Consider the following 1,862-nt stretch of genomic DNA (forward strand, 5'->3'; position numbering starts at 1 on the left):
GTGCTGTCCCACAATTCGATGATGTTGCTCAGCACCGCCACATACAAACCGAGTTTGTTGGTGAAGTAGTAATGCAGGTTCGCCTTGGGTAGCCCGGCATTCTGGGCGATGGTGTTCATGCTGGTGCCTTTGAATCCGTGACGGGCGAACTCGTCTTCGGCGGCTTTGATGATGGTCTGTTCGTTCTTCTGACGAATGCGGCTGGCAGGTTTTCCGCCATGAGCAGGGACTTCAAAGGTCATAGGCACTTCCAGACAAATAAGTGGGTGCAACCAGTGCGTTGATAGCGCACCGATGGGCTTGAGACAAGCCCCGGTGCGATAAAACCCTTAAGCCCGCTCGACCGGGGCACTTTCATGGGCGAGGTTGACCCTCTGCGCATCAGCCTTCGACTCTGGCAGCAACAAGCACATCAGCAATGCCGTCAAGCCGCCGCTGGTGATCGCTGAATCGAACAGGTTCTGCACCAGTTTGGGCAGCAGATGTAAGAGGTTCGGCTGCGCCGCGATGCCCAGCCCGACGCCGAACGAGGTGGCGATGATCAACATGCTGCGACGGTCCAGCGGTGCTTGCGCAAGAATGCGCACGCCAGCCGCCGCGACACTGCCGAACATCACCAGCGTTGCACCCCCAAGCACCGGTTTCGGAATTTGCTGCAGCATTGCGCCAATCAACGGAAACAGCCCGAGGCAAAACAGCACGACGCCGATGTACAAGCCAACGTAACGGCTGGCAACGCCGGTCAGTTGGATCACGCCGTTGTTCTGCGCAAACGTGGTGTTGGGGAATGCGCTGAAGGTGGCGGCGATCAGGCAACTAATGCCGTCACCGAGTACACCGCCCTTGAGACGCTTGATATAGGAGGGGCCGCTGATCGGTTGACGGGCGAGCATGCAGTTTGCGGTCAGGTCGCCGACGGTTTCGATAGTGCTGATCAGATAAATCAGCGCAACGGGCAGGAAAGCCGTCCAGTCGAAGCTGAATCCGTACTTGAACGGGATCGGAAGACTTACCAGTGGCAAATCAGGCAACGGTTGCGGGATGAGTTTTCCACTGAGATACGCCGCCACACTGCCCAGCACCAACCCGATGATGATGGCCGAGAGACGAATCCACGGTGTGTTTGAACGGTTAAGCAGAATGATCGTCAACAGCACGAACAGCCCCAGCGCCAGATTGCCCGGCGCCCCGAAATCTGCGGCGTTGAAGCCACCGCCAAGGTCGGTGATGCCAACTTTGATCAGACTGATGCCGATCAATGTTATGACAATCCCCGTAACCAGCGGCGTGATCACTCTGCGCAGTTGGCCGATGAAGCGGCTCAGGACGATCTGCACCAAGGCGCCGAAAAAACACACACCGAAGATCATCGCCAAAATGTCTTCCGGGCTGCCGCCTCGTTGCTTCACGAGGAAGCCAGCCGACAGCACCGCGCCCAAAAACGCAAAACTGGTGCCTTGCAGGCAAATCATCCCGGCACCGATGCCGAACGGCCGACGCGCCTGAATAAAGGTACCGACGCCGGACACCATCAACGCCATGCTGATCAGGTAAGGCAAATGCGCGGTCAAGCCGAGTGCCGAGCCGATCACCAGTGGTGGGGTGATGATGCCGACGAAACTGGCGAGCACGTGTTGCAGGGCGGCGAGTATCGCGGCGAGCGGTTTCGGGCGGTCGTTGAGACCGTAGATCAAATCGCTGGGGTTTGAGGATTCTGGCTGCATGGGCGTAGGTCTTCTTTTTTGTAAGCAGGGCTGACGGGCAAGTTCATCCTGCTTTGCAAAAAACTGTCCAAGTGCTCAGCTTATTTTTTTTTATACAGTCCGAGGTCCTTTGTTTCTGGGGTCTTCGTGGGTTTCTAG

2 protein-coding genes are annotated in these 1,862 nt (G+C 57.2%); both read right to left on the reverse strand.

Translation table 11 applies throughout. The features are described from left to right. A partial coding sequence (locus AC1DRJ_RS26110) for a TetR/AcrR family transcriptional regulator (protein ID WP_477804694.1) occupies positions 1-242 on the reverse strand: 242 nt, incomplete at its 3' end. Between the two features lie 87 nt (positions 243-329). After that, on the reverse strand, positions 330-1,724 hold the full coding sequence (locus AC1DRJ_RS26115; RefSeq protein WP_477804695.1) for a uracil-xanthine permease family protein: 1,395 nt from the start codon (positions 1,722-1,724) through the stop codon (positions 330-332). Between the last annotated feature and the right edge of the window lie 138 nt (positions 1,725-1,862).

This window comes from Pseudomonas sp. P5_B2, assembly GCF_056400445.1.